This window comes from Syntrophus aciditrophicus SB, assembly GCF_000013405.1.
Classification (GTDB): domain Bacteria; phylum Desulfobacterota; class Syntrophia; order Syntrophales; family Syntrophaceae; genus Syntrophus; species Syntrophus aciditrophicus.
Map to the genome: position 1 here is coordinate 489,066 of NC_007759.1, position 17,991 is coordinate 507,056.

Below are 17,991 nucleotides of genomic sequence, written 5' to 3' on the forward strand. Positions count from 1 at the left end.
GTGATGATTTCCTAAATCAATTCCGAAATCACTTCCGTGATCTCTTTAACCTCGATCCTGTCATCCAGACCCATGGTGACCCGGCTGTCCTCGAAGTTGGTGATGCAGTACGGACAGGCGGTGACCAGCACCTCCGCCCCGACATCGACCGCCTGATCGATCCGCAGATCGCAGAACCGCTCTCCCTTGATCGTCTCCATCCAGATCCGACCGCCGCCGCCGCCACAGCACAGACTGGCGACATGGTGTTCCGGCAGTTCCGTAAACTCCAGACCGGGTACGGCCTGCAGAACATTGCGGGGCTCGTCGTAGATGCCGTTGTGCCGCCCCAGGTAACAGGGATCATGCCAGGTGACCTTCTTCTCATACACCTTGTCCGGATCAAGCTTAAGCCGTCCCTCGCCAATGAGCTCGGCCAGGTACTGGGTGATGTGAACGATCTCGAAGTTCACCCTGAATTCGGGATACTCGTTCTTGAAGGTATGGTAGCAATGGGGGGACGAAACAAGAATCTTCTTCACACCCGCATCGATAAAGGCCTTGATGTTCTCCTTCGCCAGGCGCTGGAACACCTCCTCATCGCCTGCCTTGCGGATGCTCTCGCCACAGCAGACTTCCTTGTCGCCCAGGATGCCGAAATCCACCCCGGCCGCCTGCAGAATCCTGGCTGTGGCAACCGCGACCTTCTTCATCCGCGGGTCATAGCAGGCATAGCAGTCGGGAAAATACAGAATCTCCATCCCCTCGGCAAAAGGCTTCACATCCAGGCCCCTGGCCCAGTCCGCTCGCTTGCCCCGCTCCTCGTTCAGCGGGTTCCCTGAACCGACAAGGCTGCCTCTGATGCTCTTGATCGGCTGTACGGAATGGGGAAATACGCCGTACTCCGTGGCAATCCTGCGCAGGGCAACCCCGGATTCGATCTGTTTTACGTCCCGCGGACACTGCTGGGGACATCTTCCGCAGGTGGTGCAACGCCACATCTCTTCACTCTCAATGTCCGTCAGGCCGAACGTGGCCTCGCGGACGATCTTGCGCATGCTGAACTGCCGCACCTTGTTCCAGGGACAGACGGCATCGCACAAGCCGCATTGGAAACAGCGTTTGAAGGCGTCTCCACCGTGCGCTTTAACTTCCTCTATAATTTCCTTGAAGGGGGCTATAGTCTCCACCGGTTTCCTTCCTTTTTCCTTTTTTATTTTTTCGATTCGACGGATTCGCCCTTTTTGGCTACCCGGGCGGCAGTATCCAGGACCTTCTGCAGGCCGTATTTGTCCACCATGGCTAACAATCCGGTCTCCACGTCCTCCATCTCAATCCCTTCCTCGACTTCCTCTTCCCGCTCCTCGTAAATCAGGGCGTCATTAAGGCACCACTTGACACAGAGGGGAACTTCCTGGGGAGGGTCGTCTTCACACATATCGCATTTGAGCGGAAGGCCGGAATCGGGTTCATGGAAAATGTCCCGGGACGGGCAGGCCGCCCGGCAGAAGGCGCACTCTTCGTACTCCCTGCCGTCAATGACATAGACGTCTCTGCCCATGCACTCGGCGGCTGTATACTCGCCGGCATAAACGGGAAGATACAGGTCGTTTCTCACGTCGCGATACATCCGGATGCGCGACCTCTCCGGATTGATGGTGCTGTACTTCGGAGTGGAATGGAAGGCGGAGCAGATCATCTCGCATGCCCGGCAGCCATTGCATTTCGACTCGTCAATCTTGATCGTCTTTATTTTTTTCTTTATCTTGGCCATTTTAGAAAATACCTCTCTTCTCAAAGTCTTCAGCAACGAAACCCAGATCCAGTGACTCCAGAGACTCTTTTGTCGGAATGCCTTCCGTATCCCAGCCCTTGTATGCCTGGTAGCCTTCCAGAAGCTGCTTTTCGTATTCGGGAAGTCTCTTTGCCCAGTGATCTTCAGGCGGCATATCGTCGATCTGCCTCCAGCCTCTGCGGACGTTGTTGGCCCGGATTAACTGACGATCCCTCTTGGTGATCTTGATCAGCTCTTCTTCGCTTATATCCATTCCGGTCGCCGCGGAGATGATTTTCGGGTAATTGTGAATATGATAAGGGGGCTTCAGGTGGAATGCCGAGATTCCGGTGCAGACCCCGCACATGTCGTCGATCAGGTGCATCCTCTCCATCCAGTCCACGATCTCAAAGATTTCCGGGATGCCCGGGAAATACGGCAGGGCGTGTTCGCCTTTCATCTCCCAGAGCTTGAACCACTCCTTGAACCGGTCATCGGGAACCTGGAACCAATCCTTCACATACGCCTCTCTGTCCTCCGGCTTGGAGTAAGGCATCTGGGGCCACTGCCCTTCAATCTGGGTGATGTTCAATTTTTCGTTGGTGCAGTACATCAGGTAGTAAATGGGGTTGACAGCGCCAAGCTTGAGCGGCGCCTGCTCATGTTTCCGAATGTTGTTGTGGGCGTATTTTTCCGCGCCCTTGCCGATCGTTTTGCCCGCCCAGTAGGTGCCGTCGGCGAAGATGTTGCCGATCCCTTCCCGGCGGACGATGCGGTCCAGCATCCAAAGGAATCTTCCCGCATTATCTTCCGGACAGGGAGGATAGGCATCCGTTCCGGCAAAATCTTCCTCGGTCAGAATCCCGGCTTCCTTCAACTCAAAGGCGTAGGCAACGACCTGGGGACAGGAAAATCCGTCCACGCCATACTCGATGGCCTTTCCCGCGGTCTGGAGACCCCACTCCAGGTCGTCCACGAAGGCGCCCATGGCGTAGGTCAGTTTCGTGAAGCATTTCATCATGTAAGCGGCGACTCCCGGAACGGAGATCAACGCACCGCATTTGATCGGACAGTTGTAGCAGCTGATCAACCGCTTCCGCGCGCTAAGCTGCTGCCTGGTCCACGCCTCCTCGATTTCAGGGGTCCAGAAATTCTTTCTCCGAACACGGGAATTTCCCCAGGAGAAGTTCTCCGTGTGCCACTTTTCGTCACATTCCAGCATCTCCTGCGGAGACCCGAGAATGGCCATGATGGGCATCATCTTGGGAATCGGATTCTCCTGCCGCCACCACATGTACTCCATCTGCCAGTTGTTGATCTCGATCAGTTCGGCCGGACGGGCCACATTGAGGTCCTTGGTTCCCCGAATGGCGATCGCCTTGATTCCCTTGTCTCCCATGACGGCGCCCAGTCCCAGACGGCTGGCGCTGGACCGGCCCTGTTCGATGGAGGCAAAAAAGACCCTGTTTTCACCGGCCAGCCCGATGGCCGCCACGTGAGCCCGCGGTTCCTTCAATTCCTGACGAATCAGTTCCTGAGTTTCCACGGAGCCTTTGCCGGACAGATGGGATGCATCCCGGATTTCCACCTTGTCATCCTTGATCCAGATGTAAACCAGTTTCGGGGACTTGCCGCGGAAGATGATCTTGTCGTAGCCGGCGTACTTCATTTCCGGCGAAAAAAATCCGCCCATCATCGAATAGGCCACGAAATCCGTCTGGGGCGAAACCGATGTAATCATGGTGCGGTTCGCTCCGGGACAGGACGTGCCGCATAAGAGTCCCGAACTGAAGATGAGCAGATTCTCCGGATCGAAGGGCTTGACTTCAGGACCGACCCTGTCCCACATGATCTTCGAGGATGTCCCCACGCCCCCAAGTAAAAATTCCGTGTCTTTCGGGTCCGTCTCGACCCTCTCAACGTTGCCTGTGGTTAAATCAATCTCCAAATTGTACCCAGTTTCTGAATACCTCATAATTTTCTTTACCCCTCTATCTATAAATGTTCTTTAAACGTCACTTACGTTTCCTGCTTCCTGATTTGTGCAAAAAACAACTGACATCCGGCTGTTAGTTGGAAACGAATGGCTTTTTAGATTGTCCGGCAGACCGAGGTTCAATTCCATGGTCTGTTGATTCTGTCCATCAAAACTGGAACAGTAGAATTAAGGGTTATGTCACACCTTGAATACATCAAAAAAAATTGCTCCAATTGAGCAGACAAAATACATTTTCATCTTTAGTTACAATAGGTGTCAACATGTAGCCATATCGTAATTACTTTGTCAAGAGAAAAAGTGTCTTTTTTGAATATGTCCATGCATTATTTAAGTAAGAAATATCGTGATTTTTTCCCGTAAAACAGGAGTGGAAGATCGGGAGGGGAGGGTGAATTTATCCGGATAAAATTCAATCTGTCCGTCCTGCAGGGAGCGAACTTAGAATAGGCACATTATCTGGGGGAGAAGAGGCCTGAAGGACTTATTAAGTTACAATACAGAAACGAAACAGCCGCCATCGAAGAAAAGTGAAATTGCCGCTGACAACGGGATCAGTCCTTGTTCTGGCGGGGGGCAGGCGGTATCCCAATTTCTGCATGATGGCATGCATCCTGCACAATCAGGGGAGCTAAACACAAGGGACTATTTCACCCCGATATTCTCGAGGTATTGCTTCACGCTTCTTATGGTTGAGATGAACATCCTGGATCCGGTCATTACCGTGAAGACGTCATCCCTGTTGCCGCAGGCATTCGCAAATTCCGGCCCGATGACGACCGCCGGTTCAGGGGCGTCGAGTTTCTGCTGCAGGGCGCTGACGTACGTGTCCAGGCGTTCCCTGAGAACCTGAAAGTAATCGATGGACTGACCGGCAAGCAGTCCGAATGTTTCGGACAGGCTTTGCGAAAAATTCTGAATAGCCTGCCAGTAGCACGCGCCGATCAGATCCTTTTGCGGGGAGTTTCCCAGGTAATAGGGAACGGCCCAGCCCACGCTGATGATTTTCAGGATCTGCAGTTCGTATTCGACGGAGCTGCGCTGAATGTCGGCCGATTCATCAAGGTGCGTCATCAGCGCCTTGACGTCGTCACGTTCTACGGCGAAATTGAAAAGATCTTCCGCTGCCTTCTCGATGCCGGATTTTTGTTCTGATAAATTTTCCATAGTGAAGATCCTCTTACATGGAAACGAAATTTCCATCAACCTTTTTAAATTTTACGGTGTCGTAAAACATTCTGTTGCCGTGTCGTGGATTATTGTCTATCGCATAGTCCAACCGGGGAATTGATGATCAGGGACTGAACGGTTGTTTTTATTGAAATACTGCGCCGCAGTTACGCAATATCCCGCATACAATCCCTCCTCTGATTCACAAAAACGAGTCGGCCGGTAGATACAATGAAGGGCCTTATGAAGATATGGATCATGGTCGCGGCTGAAAGATCATGCTAAGATGTCCCCTGTATGGGGAAATGTCGGTCTGGAAGAATTCAGCCCCTGTTACATGAATGGAGAGGTGAGATGAAAAAAGTACTTATATTCCTGATGCTTTGCATGATGTTTGCCGGGTGCGCCAATGCCCGGAAATACGCCAACCTGTCTTCCGGCGTCATCGGATGCAACCCTGATGAGATAGATATCGAGCATGCGACTCTGATCGCTGTCGGAGGCGTTCACAGCTGGGAAGCGATCTGTAAGGGAAAGCGGTATGTCTGCAGGTATCAGTCGACATCCGGCGTGCAGTGCGTGGAGAAGTTCATTCCCTTCGTACCCGAAGGAAGCCCTTCCGACACCCGATAATGATGAGGATAATCTTACGCGATCAGACAGAAATCGGTGAAATGGAATTGTCAGATATGCTTATCCTCATTCTGCTCAAAATACCACGGACAGGGCAATAATTCTGATAAAGGAATGGTCTTTTCAGTATCTACAATGACCAAAGTATTTTTATTTTGACTGTCAATTTGTATGATCATCTCGCGGCATCTGCCGCACGGTACAATGATCTTTCCTCCTTCATAAACACTGACGATCATGGCTATTTTCGTTTCGCGCATTTTGAGCATATCGACTATGGCTGCGTGTTCGGCGCAACTGCCGACATTACAAGCCAGATTCACGGAGATCCCCGTATAGATGTTACCCCTGTCCGTAATCAGGGCTGCCCCGACTTTTCCGGCGTAATTTGTTGGATAAGTATCAAACTGGAAGGGGCCGATAACTTTTGATGCTTCTGCAATGAGTTTTGATTTCATATTGTAGTTCCGCTCAAGGCATCAAGAGGCATCTTTTGCATCTGCCGATACAAAAGTTATCCGATGAACGATAAGACTTCTCGGATGGTATTGATCGAGGCATCGATATCATATCTCTGTTTCAGGATGCTTCTCAACTCATCCTCACTGGAGACGCCCCCGGCTTTCAGTCTTTGTATCAGTTCAGTCAGATCTTCCATGACATGCCAGGGAAAAATGACCCACCGCCATTTAATGATCTTTTTGAGAAAGTAATCAGGAGTGACCGCGGAGCGGGTTTTATGTACCAGAACCGCTGTCCTTACTTCCTGTGGCCTGAACTTTTTCAAGTGCTGGAGCGAGACCTTCAGTGTATCGCCGCTGTCAGTCACGTCATCGACGAGAAGGACTTTCCTGTTCCTGATCGGAGCGCAGAGCGGAAACTTGACGATCGCCTCTTCTTTCATAACGGCAGTTCCCCAGTGCTCGACTTTGATCGATGCCAGATCATGAATGAGGAGATAGTCACAGAGAATTCTGGCAGGGACATAGCCGCCTCTGCCGATTGCTATGATGATCTCCGGTTTATATTCCGAATCTCTTATCATCCATGAAAGCCTTCGAGAGTCCCTGACAATACCTCCCCATGACAGGATATCGCATCTGAATTTTTCTTCGGCAGGCAAAGGCATGGCTTACCTCAAATTCGGTGTCTTATTAAGGAAATTGATAAAAACCCGGTTTCATCCAGTTACGTAATTCTGATCAACATCCCGCTTTTCCATCTGTTTCGTTATGAGCTCCCTTTGTGTGGACCTGATTTTGTGCCATCATCTTATTGACCCGTTCCTTTGCCATCAAAGACGTCAAAACGTCGACGACGGACCGCTTCGGCTACCACCGTCCTGTGAAGTTCCTGAAGCGCCCATTCAATCCATCTGCAGCATAGCGGATTTTTATTCTTCCTACCCGCAATAATTTTTTTAATTATACCTGAATAACCAGAGCGGATCAATAATTCCTCAACGCGCCGTCCCCCGCCGGATTCACAGACATTAACCAGCCAGATTTCCGTGGAAAATAAAAAGCACAGGGAGGACAAAAACGATAAAAACAACCGTGTTTATGACAAAGAGATTGGTTGCAAGCCTCGTGTCCAGATTAAAAAGAACCGGCGCCACAACGGAGTATATGGCTGTCGGCATGAATGATTGAATCAGGATCACTTGTGAAACCAGATTATCCAGAGGTATGATTTTAAGGGTGATAAGGGTCATCATGGGTAGAAATAGAAACTTGATCGCGATGAGCGCGCCATTTTCCCTGAAGCACGAGAATATATTCTTCACGTTAAAGTTGATTCCGAGGGTGAAATAATACACACTGACAGAGATCAAAAGGATCAAGTCAACAGGAAAGAATATACTCGGTCTTTTTATTCCGAGAAGTTGCAGACAGAGCGCCGCCATAATCGCATATAACGGCATGTTCTGCATGTTGATGATGTTCTCCCGCAGGAATTTCATGCTGAACCGGACCTCTGATGACAATGATCGCGCGTAGGGAAACACAACCAGAAATATGCATGGCATAAAATACGATGTAAAGATCAGAGACAGGCCAAGCCCACGTTCCCCCAGAAAAAGATAACATAAGAATCCTCCCATGGTAAAACCATGATTCGCTAATGAGGAACTGATAATGAAAGTAGCTCTCGATTTTCCATGGAGGCGAACGAAAGGCATAAACAGATAGCCCATGGCTCCACCGGCGAGGACCAGACAGAATCCTGAAAAGGGGAGAGCGATGTAAGTCGACTCGAGGTTTAACCCCCAGATGCTCCACAAAGCAATGAGAGGTTCCAGACAGATCAGGTTCATCCTGATCAATGTCTGTGGCGCCTGTGCCATCTGTCTTTGCACAAGTGATCCCATGACGAAGGGTATGAGAATGACCAGCTGAAAGATGATGAATTTTGAAATGATACTCATTATATTTATATCCCTTAATAACCGTGTTCAAGATCTCAGACTGTGAACCCCGGTTAGTTGATAAACGTAATCATTTGAAGATTTACGGGTGAATTCTGTACAGATGACACATCTTTCACTTATGATGCCCGCTTTTCTCACAGCATCTGATCGTCAAGTCATTGAACAGAGCGCGTTCAAGCGAAAGGGAAACAATGATTAAAACGACCTTCCATATATCGAAAATGGACTGTCCTTCAGAAGAACGAATGATACGAATGAAATTGGAGGAATTGAACGGTATTCACTCCTTACAGTTTGATATACCTGGACGCAAATTGGAAGTATACCATACGGATAGCGGTGATAAAATTTATAACGCCCTTGACTCCCTGCAGCTTGATACTCAGTTTGTTTCCTCTGAAGTGACAAAGCCGGCAAGTATCAGCGATGATCAACATCAGGAAAGCCGCGTTCTATGGCAAGTTCTCATTATCAACTTTTTCTTTTTTGCTTTGGAAATCATAACAGGTTTTATCGCGGGTTCAATCGGGCTTGTTGCTGACAGTTTGGATATGCTGGCGGACAGCATGGTGTACGGGCTTGCACTGTTTGCCGTTGGAAGCCAAATTTCCAGAAAGAAAAAAGTAGCTGGCATTTCAGGTTATTTTCAACTCACACTGTCCATTCTTGGATTTGCGGAAGTTGTCAGGCGTTTCTTGGGGCATGGAGAAAATCCGGACTTTCTCATGATGATCGTCATCTCTTTGATGGCTCTTGCGGGGAATGCAAGTTGTCTGTACCTGCTTCAAAAGTCCAGAAGCCAGGAAGCTCACATGAAAGCAAGCATGATATTCACGTCAAATGATGTCATTGTGAACCTTGGCGTTATCGCTGCGGGGGGACTCGTGTATCTCACAGCATCAAAAGTGCCTGATCTGATAATCGGGACCATCGTTTTTATCCTTGTCGCGACAGGCGCATACAGGATTCTTCAGCTATCGAAATGACGCACCCTTTGTTTCCCTTTGTAATAGTTAAGTATGCTCAAAAAAAGCAGAACCATTCCTGATCCTGCCGATATTTTCGTTGATTCTCATGTTCTGGGCCAACCAGATCATTTTTCATCAGTGAGCTGCTCTGGGTTCGTATATCGCTGTTAGAGGAAAAAAGTACCCAGTGTCCAGGAGCTGCCGATGGCTTTGTATGAATCAGTCCATGACAACCCTGACTGACACTGGGCATGGCTGAATAACCATTTATAACAGGTCAAGAACATCTCTGTACTCCCACATCACTTTCTGCATTTCCGCAGCGCAGAATTTTAATTGTAACTTCAATTCTTGCTTAATGAGATACATGTCTCCTTCCTCATTTAATCTTTCACGTGATTTCTTTAATAAATCAAGAACATCCTGCATCCTCCCGGCTTTCTCATTCAACATTTTGTTTATATCTTCTTTGCTCGCTCCCATAGCTTTTTCCCTTTCTTTTTTATGATTGTTGAAATTGGTAATTTCCCCTGCTTGTTTTCACCGCACAGGTGCGCTGCCACTGACACGCACGGCGCAGAGGCGCGTGAAAAATCCTGTATATCGCCTACTTCAACATCAAATCAGGCTCAGATCCTCGGCCTCTTTCAGGAGATCATCGCGAAACCGGGGATCGGCGATGCTGATGATGTCCAGGGCGCGATCGCGGGTGGACTTGCCTTTGATGTTAATCACCCCATGTTCCGTAGCCAGGTATTGGGTATCCATGGGGGGGGTGGTAACGCCGGCGCCGGCAGCCAGGCGGGGGACAACCCGTGAAATCCTGCCCTCTTGCGCTGTTGAATAGAAGACAAGGATTGACTTTCCGCCTTTTGAACTGTATGCCCCACGGACAAAATCCAGTTGTCCACCTGTTCCGCTGAATTCAAATCCATCAAGGGTTTCCGCGTTGCACTGACCGGTAAGGTCGACTTCCAGAATGGAGTTGACGCTTATGAGGTTGTCATTCCGTGCAATATTCACAGGATCCATAATATATTCGGATGAATAGCTCTCCATCGTAGGATTGTCATCCATTAATTCATACATTTCTTTTGGCCCGAAAGCGGCTGCAAAAAGATGCTTTCGAGGATGAAAGTTTTTTCTGCGGCCGGTAACAGCCCCTTTCTTGATGAGATTGGCCATGCCGGGCACAAAGAGTTCCGAGTGAATGCCCAAATCTTTATGGCCTTCCAGGTATTCCGCAATCGCATTGGGGATGACCCCGATACCAAGCTGCAGGCAGGCCCCATCGGGGATAAGCTCGGCCAGCCTCTTGCCGATTATTTCATCTTCTGGTTTTCTGGGTGGAAAAACAGGGCTCAAAAGGGGTACATGATTTTCAACAATCGCATCGACCTCCGATATGTGAATCTGGGTGTCGCCGAATATGCGAGGCGAGTTTTCATTGACCTCCACAATCACCTTTTTTGAAAGCCGTGAAGCCACGGTAATATAGGTCGCCGCCCCAATGCTGAAATACCCGGCCTTATCCATGGGCGATACGGTGGTTATGGTGGCGTCAATCTTCATGTTTTCCCGCAGAAACCTGGGGACCTGGTAAAACACCGAAGGAATGTAATAGGCCAGGCCGACACGGATCATCTTGCGAACAGGGGCGCTGACAAACCAGGCATTCGCCTGTATGCAGTCAGCGACATCGGGGGCGAATATGGTGTTGCCTGCGTATTTCTGGGGATTGAACGAATAGGTTTTAATATTCTCCAGTTCTCCAGCTCTGGCTTTTGCGGCAATGGCATCGAGCAGAGCCGGGGGTTCGGAAAAATTCACTGCCACGACCACGCTGTTTCCGCTCTGAATGAGGCCGACCGCATCCAGAGGCGACGACATCAGCTTATTCCTGTACTCGCCATGATACGAATTCATATTGCCTCCTTTGTCTGAAAAATATTATTAAAATCTGCCGTTACAGTATATCACTCTCCCCTGTACTGGATCACCATCATTGTGATGTCATCGAACTGAGGAGCCTCTCCGGTAAACGCCCGGACATCAGCCATGATCCCGAAAACAACGTCCTTGATTTCATATCCTTGCAAGGCACGCAGGCGCCGCTCCAGCCGGTCATTGGAAAAAGCCTCTTCCCGGGCGTTTATCGCTTCGTTCACACCGTCCGTGTAAAGAAACAGACAGTCTCCCGGTTCGAGCAGAATTCGTTCGCACCGGTAGGGTGCATCCTCCATAACGCCGACCATCAGGCTGCCTGATCTCGCCAGCCAGGCAACTCCTCCGCCATGCTTCAGGTGCAGCGGAGGATTGTGGCCGCCATTGGCATAAATAACTTCCCCGCTCTCCGTATCCAGTATCCCTAAAAATGCGGTAACGAACATGCAGGAATCATTTTCGCGCGCAAGCACGTTGTTGACCCTGCACAGGATTTCTTCGGGGGGAAGGCCATAGCGGGCCGTGGCCTTGATGAGCGTCAGGGACATGGCCATGAAAAGGGCTGCCGGAACTCCCTTGCCCGACACATCGGCGATAACGAAGCATAAGTGGGTGTCGTCGACGAAAAAGAAATCATAAAAATCCCCCGCCACCTCTTTGGCCGGCTCCATCACAGCGTAGAGCTCAAACTCCTGCCGATCCGGGAAAGGCGGGAAAGTCCTGGGAAGAAAGTCCCTCTGGATGTCGCGGGCAATGCGCAGCTCACTCTCGATCCGTTCCTTGGCGGCAGTTGTCTCCGTCAATCTTTTAATATATTCCTTGAGCGAACTTTTCATCGCCGCAAAGGCGTCAGCGAGCTTGCCTACTTCATCCTGCGTAGATACCGGCGGCAGTTCCACGTCAAAATCTCCCCGGGCAATCGCGGTTGTGGCCCCGGCCAGAGTCTTCAGCGGAAAGGTAATGGAACGGGCGATCAGGACAACAGCCATCGTTAGAAGCATAATGCCGCCCAGTCCGATGAGTGCGCCGGTCAGGCTCAATGTTTTTACCTGATCCAGGAGTTCCGTTTCAGGAAAGACAACCGCCAGACTCCAGCCTGTGGAAGGGATGGGCGCATAATAGACCCAGCACTTGACGCCTTTGAGGTTCGTAAAGGGGATGAAATCCGAACCGCCCTTGATCATCTTCCTGCCCAGCTCACGCAGTGTCGGGTCTTTGGCGGCCTCGGCAAACCCAAAGATAGTGACGTTCATGATCATCGCCCGATCCGGATGGGTTACAATGGTACCATAACGGGAAATAAGGAAGGCATAGCCGTTTTTGAGCACCTTGATCGAGGCGACCAGTTCCGTCAACCAATCCAATGAAACATTGGAGAACGCGACACCCTTCAGACGTCGTGCCCCGTCGGTTGTTTCATAAAAGGGAACCGAACAGGTTGCCATCAGGACGTTTCCTTCATAATAGGGTTCTGTCCACTCTTTCTTTCCGGTCTCCCTGCTGATCTGGTACCAATCCTTCTGAAGGTAGTTCAGGGTATCGTCCGGGGCATAAACAATCCTGCCGTGATCTCTCTGAAAGTAGGTGATATAGGGGTGAGAATCCGGACCGGTGGCGTGAGGATCAAACGCAGCGCCGCAACCGTAAATCTCGGGGTTTTCTGCCAGCGTGGATCTGAGCAGGGATGAAAGCTCCTCGCGTGTCGGTCTTGTATTCTCAAGTGAACGCGCCACACCTTCGGCAACTTTGGTGACTGCGGTCAATACCGTCTCTATCCGGTTTACGGACGCCATGGTTAAATTGCGGGCATTGCGCACCAGCTCTTTTCTCAGAACAAGTCGGGAACGGTAGTAGTTGTAGCCGAGAAGAGATGCAAAAATGCATGTGCTGCAGAGTGTGATAACCAGTGTCAATTTGAATGCGATGCTTTTATTGCTGAGCATCGGACTGCCCCGTGAATGCTTTGAAATCGGGAAGTGTCCGGATTTCACCGTTATTGAGCAGAATATGACCCGCCGCTGTATAATCGTTACGTGTCAGCCTTCCCATAACTCTCCGGTTTTCCTTGGGAATGACCAGGTCACGCATCCGCTCCAGCATCCATTTCTGGTGCATCCGGTCGGCCGGAAGCTTTGCCTCACGCATATACCTGATGACGACATCCAGCGTTTCTTCAGGATGAGCGAAAGCATAGCTCCAGCCCTCCAGCGAGGCCTGCGCAAAACCCTTCGCCAGAGTTGGATCATTTTTTAGTGTCTTTTCAAGGGTGTAGAGACCGTCTTCAGGCAGGTCGATACCGTAATCCTTGAGCAGAAATATGCTCAGTTCATCGGGGTCAATTCCGGCATTCAGAATTGTATGATATTCGTTGTACCACATGGCGGAGGCGACATCGATCCCGCCATGCAGGAAAAGGTTTATCGTGTAGGACTGTGGCACTTCATGGACGCGCAGGCCGTATTTCTTAAAAAAAGCGCGCGGAGGGATCGCGAATGGGCCTTGCCACAGCCCGACCTTCTTTCCGTTCATATCCGCCGGCTTGGCGATGCCGCTTGATTTTCTGGCAATCAGCATCATGGACGATTTTTGGATGATCTGTGCCAGATTGACCAGTCTCACTCCAGCCGCTCGCTCACGAATGGCGGTGGCAAGCCAGAGCACGGCGAAATCCGCTTTCCCGCTGTGCAGATACTCTGAAGTCGAGGTCTCTGGTCCGCCGTTCAGGATAGACAGGTCAATGCCGTGTTTTTGATAGAAGCCCTTCTCCAGTGCCATGTAATACCCGGCGAACTGGGCCTGCGGATTCCAAGCCGGGATAAAGGAGACTTTTTTAAGCGTCCGTTCAGCAGCAGAGGCAGACGTAGAAGCGACCACGCAAAAAACTGCCGCGGCCAGTGCCAGAAATGCTCTCTTTGCCGTTGAAGGCGCCGCAACCATGACAGTGCCTCCTCTATTTACGTGTGTGCAGAACCATCCTGAGGATATTCTGCCCGTCTTTTCTCCGGTAGCTCACATCGTCAATGAGCTTACGGATAAGATAGACACCCAGTCCGCCGATTTTACGTTCCATGATGTCGGCTGTTGTATCCGGATCGGGTAACGACAACATGTTGAAGGGGATCCCATTGTCTGCAATCTCAAACTCGAAGGCATCGTTTTTACCGCGGCAGGTCAGTTCGACCTCTCCCGTACCGCCGGGATAAGCATAATGACAGACGTTCACAAAGGCTTCCTCTACGGCGATCAGCGCCTTGTTTTTTTTTATGCCGGTCAGACCAATCCGGTCAGCGCATCCGTCGACGAAATTAATGACTTCTTCAAGATTGCCGATGCGGGCCTCACATGTCATCCTGGTGACTTTCATGTTTATATCAGCCGATACCTTCCAGGGCGGAAGCCACCGAGTCGTGGATCTGGAAGATTGAGTCGAAGCCGGACGTTTCGAACACCTCCTTGACCGCCCCTTTCACATTGGCAAAATGAACTTCTCCCCCTTTACCTTTCAGCGCTTTGGCTGTCGAGAGAATCCCGCGCAGGCCGGCGCTGCCGATGTAATCGAGGCCTTCGAAATCTACTACAAAAGTTGTTGCTCCCTTTGCTATAAGCTCATTGAGCTTATCCTGGTAATCCGGAGCAGTCAGTGCATCCATCCGCCCCGTTACCGTCACGACTGTTATATTGTTTTCTGTCCTGCTTAGAATCTCCATGGCGACCCTCCTGTTCCCTGGAGTCTGAAAATGGCAAAATGCAGTCTGTCTACCCGGAAGATACAAAAGTGTGCGGATATGCATTTCGGAAACATTTTCGCATGCCTTTCGCGGTCGAATTATGGCCATTAGATGGATGCACAAACTGGCTGAAGACCTTTTGAACCATCGATGCGCAAAGGGCATCGATGGCAAGTGATTATGATGCATGAACAGGAAACTTATTCGGTAATGGCGCATTCGAAACATGGCTATTATCCGATGAGGGTTTTGGTTTTCGATTGGGCGGTAGAAGTGAGAAGATGACTTTGCTTTTCAATGGAATCCAGGATCAGCATCCCGACTTTCCAGTCGATACAGTTTATTTTTATAATAAAAATAGGCGAATGTATAGAAATAAATGGGAATTTATGTTGGATAAAGAAAATTGACCGATGATATCTCCATGTCGGTTATTTAATTAAAGCCGATTAGACCGTGAAAACGACAATGGCAAACAGATGATTAATTATACAGTTTCCGGGAAAAAGTGTCGCCTTGGAGGCGGGAAAAGTGATGGCTGTAAACCGTTTACAAAGATTGTCTTTGTCATTTCCGAAAATGTATTCCTGACAGAGTTAACTTCTATTATTTCAATTACATAGTAGATTACGATCGTTATCTGTTAATCAATATCCGGATTAATCCTACCTCTTATCCATCTAAGACTATAATTATCCAATGTAAGAATTTTAGTATCAAAAAATCATCCCTCTCCTGATTGCTTTATGCCGCGTGATCATCTAGTGATAAAATGAGACAGTGTGGAAAAATAAACCTATTGCATCAGGTCAAACCGGGAGAGATTAAAAGGACTTTTATATGGACTTTTTAGATCCTCCTCCAAATATCATTATCCAGCCTATGCAGCCGGGCGATGTTGCCGAAGTTGTTAGAGTTCATCTCGCAAGTTTTCCCGGATTTTTCCTGACTTTTCTCGGGAATGATTTTCTTTCCCTGCTTTATAAAAGCATTCAGAGCGATCCAATTGGCTATGTGCTGGTCGCTTCATGTAATGGGCAGATTCAAGGTTTTGTAGCCGGTGTGGCGCAGCAAAGCGGTTTCTACAGGCGGTTGATCGAAAAGCACAAATGGAAATTCGCTTTTGCGTCTGCATGGCCGGTTGTTAAAAAACCGCATATTGCCCCCAAATTATTGATGGCATTGCAGAAACCTGCCGATGTTCGCGATGCTGCCGCAGATGCTTGTTTAATGTCTATTGCCGTTCGGCCTGAGGCGGAAGGTCAAGGGATTGGAAGGCAATTGTTTGCCGCGCTTTATCGGGAATTTTCTGCATTCGGTGTCCCGGCAATATGCCTGACTACGGGTCGGGACGCGAATGAACGTGCTAATCGTTTTTATCAGAGACTCGGATTTGAACTTACTCGATGTTTCTTTACGCCCGAAGGTAGAGCCTTGAATGAATATGTGATTCAAGACTCAGGTACAAAACTAATCTTTGAATCCAGAGCAGATAATGGATGGTTGCATTGATCAGGCTCCAGTAGCTCAGAAAAGAGAGCGGGTTTTTTATTGTTGATTGGCTCCCAAGGGCGAGACGGGATTTTTGATCGGAGGAATCAACTTGAATTCTCTGCGAAATAGACTGAAGACCAGAATTCTCGTAGTCGCCGCGTCTCTTGCATTTACTTTATGGGTTTTTATAGAAGTGGCTGAAGAGGTTTGGGAAGGTGAAGCAGGAGTGTTTGATCGCTCCATTTTACTAAGTCTGCACACGTCCAGTGGCCCAGACAATGTGCTTGGGCCAATATGGCTGCAGGCAGTGGCACGTGACGTCTCAGCGCTGGGCAGCATTACAGTGCTGGGCATTATCGTAGCAGTTGTTACCCTCTTTCTTCTTCTTACCGGCAGGCGCATGATTGCGATGTTTTTACTGTTGGCCTCCACGAGCGGGGGGCTAGCAACATTCTTGCTCAAGGCGGTTTTCAACCGGCCCCGACCAGAGCTTTTTCAGCATGGAGACTATGTAATTTCGGCTAGTTTTCCCAGCGGACATGCAATGATTGCTGCTTTGGTATATCTGACGCTGGGAGCCTTGATGGCGCAGGTAATGCCGATACGCAAGCTCAAAGTGTATGTCATGACCGTCATGCTGGCGCTGACCGTAATTATCGGTGCCAGCCGTGTTTATCTAGGCGTACATTGGCCAACTGACGTGCTGGCTGGTTGGTTTGCAGGTGCATCATGGGCGCTCGGTTGGTGGATCATTGCTGAATTCTACAAGGTCAAATCGGGGAGCCGGGTTTGAAAGGACAATCATTTTACAAGCGAGTGGGTTTTGCCCTGTGCGGTCTGAAGATGGCGGCGCGGCGGGAGAAGAGCTTTCGCACTCATCTGGTGGCTGCTGCGGCAGTTCTGATTGTCCTTTATGTAACGCAGCCGGGAATCATTTGGTGGACAATAATAGCGTTAACGGTGGGTTTTGTTCTGGTAACGGAACTTCTTAACACTGCTTTTGAAACGTTGGCCGATCAGTTGTGTCCCGAAGAGCATTCCGGGATTGGTGCGGCAAAAGACATCGCTGCCGGAGCTGTTCTCGTTGCCAGCCTGATCGGCATCATAGTCGGTTTGGTCTTCATTCTTAACTGGATAGGTATATGAAAATGGCGGCATTTGTGATCTGGCAAGAGTGTTAACGACGGTGGAATATTAAAACCATTTCTTAGAATTATGGAGGTATAAAATCTTGAACAAAGTATTTCTGGTTCTTTATTCACCCGGCCCTGCCTGGATTCCCGGCCTCTCAATCTTCGAACAGCATCTGGAGTCTCACGGCAACTATGTTTGGAAACTCCATCAGGAAGGCAAAGCAAAAATGGGCGGTCCCTTCCTGGACAGCAGCGGAGGAGCCACTCTGCTTGAATTGGAAGGCGGCATAGAGGAAGCCCGTGCGATCGCCGAACATGATCCATGTGTCATTTCAGGGATCATGACGGTCGCCGTCCACCCCTGGCATACCATCAAGTGGGAGCAGTATGGCCAGAAGCAATTATAATTCAATATGAAATCCTTCTGGCTGTGTTTTATATTCATCCAGCTGTAACAACGCTTACAATGGCCTGCTCTCGTATTTACCAAACCGCCACCGTTCAACAAAATGCAGAATCAACATCAATTATATCAAATGCAAATCATTATAGTATATACATGCCATTGGAAGGAAGATTAGAAAATGCTGCACTGTGCAAGCATGATGGAGGGAATTTTAGTTTAACTAAAAAATGCCCGTTTCTTGTGAAATGAAGGGGTTTTTGACTATGACTCGATAAGGTCACAGGGGTTTTATTCCGGCCCAAATAAAAATGTTAGCCACCTACAAGGGAGTGTAG

The 17,991-nt window shown here is 49.5% G+C and carries 19 protein-coding genes; 6 read left to right on the forward strand and 13 right to left on the reverse strand.

Annotation, left to right across the window (positions count from 1 at the left end):
• Positions 1 to 11: 11 nt before the first annotated feature.
• The 4 genes from SYN_RS02265 to SYN_RS02280 all read right to left on the reverse strand — a co-directional run bounded on the left by SYN_RS02265 (position 12) and on the right by SYN_RS02280 (position 4,916).
• Positions 12 to 1,169 carry a (Fe-S)-binding protein gene (locus SYN_RS02265; RefSeq protein ID WP_011416388.1) on the reverse strand — a complete coding sequence of 386 codons (1,158 nt, stop codon included), beginning with the start codon at positions 1,167 to 1,169 and terminating at the stop codon, positions 12 to 14.
• Positions 1,170 to 1,192: 23 nt separating this feature from the next.
• Positions 1,193 to 1,753 carry a (4Fe-4S)-binding protein gene (locus tag SYN_RS02270; RefSeq protein ID WP_041584633.1) on the reverse strand — a complete coding sequence of 187 codons (561 nt, stop codon included), beginning with the start codon at positions 1,751 to 1,753 and terminating at the stop codon, positions 1,193 to 1,195.
• 1 nt (position 1,754) lies between these two features.
• Positions 1,755 to 3,728, reverse strand: a complete 1,974-nt coding sequence (locus SYN_RS02275; protein ID WP_011416390.1) for an aldehyde ferredoxin oxidoreductase N-terminal domain-containing protein — start codon at positions 3,726 to 3,728, stop codon at positions 1,755 to 1,757.
• A 666-nt stretch (positions 3,729 to 4,394) separates the two neighbouring features.
• A complete protein-coding gene (locus tag SYN_RS02280) occupies positions 4,395 to 4,916 on the reverse strand; it encodes a hypothetical protein (protein WP_041584634.1) in 522 nt (173 codons plus the stop codon).
• A gap of 357 nt (positions 4,917 to 5,273) precedes the next feature.
• On the opposite strand from SYN_RS02280, the gene SYN_RS02285 reads away from it, so the two are divergent.
• Complete coding sequence (locus SYN_RS02285) at positions 5,274 to 5,552, forward strand: hypothetical protein (RefSeq protein ID WP_041584635.1); 279 nt, start codon at positions 5,274 to 5,276, stop codon at positions 5,550 to 5,552.
• A gap of 50 nt (positions 5,553 to 5,602) precedes the next feature.
• Here SYN_RS02285 and SYN_RS02290 read toward each other — a convergent pair whose 3' ends face one another.
• The 3 genes from SYN_RS02290 to SYN_RS02300 form a co-directional block, all read right to left on the reverse strand.
• Positions 5,603 to 6,010 carry a cytidine deaminase family protein gene (locus tag SYN_RS02290; RefSeq protein WP_011416393.1) on the reverse strand — a complete coding sequence of 136 codons (408 nt, stop codon included), beginning with the start codon at positions 6,008 to 6,010 and terminating at the stop codon, positions 5,603 to 5,605.
• Between the two features lie 56 nt (positions 6,011 to 6,066).
• Entirely contained in the window at positions 6,067 to 6,681 is a 615-nt protein-coding gene (locus SYN_RS02295) for a phosphoribosyltransferase (protein WP_011416394.1), read from the reverse strand.
• Between the two features lie 363 nt (positions 6,682 to 7,044).
• The gene (locus SYN_RS02300; RefSeq protein ID WP_011416397.1) at positions 7,045 to 7,980 is read right to left on the reverse strand and encodes an AEC family transporter; all 936 of its coding nucleotides are present in this window, start codon (positions 7,978 to 7,980) and stop codon (positions 7,045 to 7,047) included.
• Between the two features lie 194 nt (positions 7,981 to 8,174).
• Here SYN_RS02300 and SYN_RS02305 point away from each other — a divergent pair, with 194 nt between their 5' ends.
• Positions 8,175 to 8,969, forward strand: coding sequence for a cation transporter (locus SYN_RS02305; protein ID WP_041584636.1), 795 nt, complete (start codon positions 8,175 to 8,177; stop codon positions 8,967 to 8,969).
• A 249-nt stretch (positions 8,970 to 9,218) separates the two neighbouring features.
• Here the strand turns inward: SYN_RS02305 and SYN_RS02310 are convergent, their stop codons facing one another.
• The 6 genes from SYN_RS02310 to SYN_RS02335 all read right to left on the reverse strand — a co-directional run bounded on the left by SYN_RS02310 (position 9,219) and on the right by SYN_RS02335 (position 14,602).
• Positions 9,219 to 9,434: a hypothetical protein gene (locus SYN_RS02310; protein ID WP_011416399.1), complete on the reverse strand. Its 216-nt coding sequence runs from the start codon at positions 9,432 to 9,434 to the stop codon at positions 9,219 to 9,221.
• 135 nt (positions 9,435 to 9,569) lie between these two features.
• The gene (locus tag SYN_RS02315; protein ID WP_011416400.1) at positions 9,570 to 10,877 is read right to left on the reverse strand and encodes an acetyl-CoA hydrolase/transferase family protein; all 1,308 of its coding nucleotides are present in this window, start codon (positions 10,875 to 10,877) and stop codon (positions 9,570 to 9,572) included.
• Between the two features lie 50 nt (positions 10,878 to 10,927).
• Positions 10,928 to 12,838: a SpoIIE family protein phosphatase gene (locus SYN_RS02320; protein WP_041584637.1), complete on the reverse strand. Its 1,911-nt coding sequence runs from the start codon at positions 12,836 to 12,838 to the stop codon at positions 10,928 to 10,930.
• Entirely contained in the window at positions 12,825 to 13,832 is a 1,008-nt protein-coding gene (locus tag SYN_RS02325) for an ABC transporter substrate-binding protein (RefSeq protein WP_011416402.1), read from the reverse strand. The genes SYN_RS02320 and SYN_RS02325 overlap by 14 nt, the downstream gene beginning before the upstream one ends.
• Before the next feature lie 13 nt (positions 13,833 to 13,845).
• On the reverse strand, positions 13,846 to 14,259 hold the full coding sequence (locus SYN_RS02330; RefSeq protein ID WP_011416403.1) for an ATP-binding protein: 414 nt from the start codon (positions 14,257 to 14,259) through the stop codon (positions 13,846 to 13,848).
• A 7-nt stretch (positions 14,260 to 14,266) separates the two neighbouring features.
• Positions 14,267 to 14,602 (reverse strand): STAS domain-containing protein, encoded by a 336-nt coding sequence (locus SYN_RS02335; protein ID WP_041584638.1) that lies wholly within the window; start codon positions 14,600 to 14,602, stop codon positions 14,267 to 14,269.
• A gap of 861 nt (positions 14,603 to 15,463) precedes the next feature.
• Between SYN_RS02335 and SYN_RS02340 the strand changes: the two genes are divergently transcribed.
• The 4 genes from SYN_RS02340 to SYN_RS02355 all read left to right on the forward strand — a co-directional run bounded on the left by SYN_RS02340 (position 15,464) and on the right by SYN_RS02355 (position 17,657).
• Positions 15,464 to 16,135 carry a GNAT family N-acetyltransferase gene (locus tag SYN_RS02340; protein WP_011416405.1) on the forward strand — a complete coding sequence of 224 codons (672 nt, stop codon included), beginning with the start codon at positions 15,464 to 15,466 and terminating at the stop codon, positions 16,133 to 16,135.
• 91 nt (positions 16,136 to 16,226) lie between these two features.
• Positions 16,227 to 16,910, forward strand: coding sequence for a phosphatase PAP2 family protein (locus tag SYN_RS02345; protein WP_049750024.1), 684 nt, complete (start codon positions 16,227 to 16,229; stop codon positions 16,908 to 16,910).
• Positions 16,907 to 17,263, forward strand: coding sequence for a diacylglycerol kinase (locus SYN_RS02350; RefSeq protein ID WP_011416407.1), 357 nt, complete (start codon positions 16,907 to 16,909; stop codon positions 17,261 to 17,263). Before SYN_RS02345 ends, SYN_RS02350 begins: the two co-directional genes overlap by 4 nt.
• 85 nt (positions 17,264 to 17,348) lie before the next feature.
• On the forward strand, positions 17,349 to 17,657 hold the full coding sequence (locus SYN_RS02355; protein ID WP_011416408.1) for a YciI family protein: 309 nt from the start codon (positions 17,349 to 17,351) through the stop codon (positions 17,655 to 17,657).
• Positions 17,658 to 17,991: the final 334 nt, after the last annotated feature.